The following is a 219-nucleotide window of genomic DNA, read 5'->3' as shown; positions in this document are numbered from 1 at the left end:
GCTGTTAATACTACTGCTCCACTTGCTGATCCTACGAAGTCACCTTTTGTTACTTGTAATACTTGCTCTTTCATTTTGCATTCTCCTCTCTTTTTCTTTTTACAAAACCTCTATTATACTAATACGCTTGATAAGAATACGATTAATGCTGTTAATACTACTGCTCCACTTGCTGATCCTACGAAGTCACCTTTTGTTACTTGTAATACTTGCTCTTTC

Annotated in this window: 2 protein-coding genes; both read right to left on the bottom strand. The window is 35.6% G+C overall.

Annotated features, from left to right (window positions below; genetic code table 11):
- On the bottom strand, positions 1-74 hold a 74-nt coding region (locus tag BAQ46_RS22880), incomplete at its 3' end, for a DUF3948 family protein (protein WP_002101907.1).
- Positions 75-113: 39 nt separating this feature from the next.
- On the bottom strand, positions 114-219 hold a 106-nt coding region (locus BAQ46_RS22875; RefSeq protein ID WP_000575050.1), incomplete at its 5' end, for a DUF3948 family protein.

The organism is Bacillus paranthracis (assembly GCF_001883995.1).
Classification (GTDB): Bacteria; Bacillota; Bacilli; order Bacillales; family Bacillaceae_G; genus Bacillus_A; species Bacillus_A paranthracis.
This window is presented reverse-complemented; position numbering and strand designations above follow the sequence as displayed.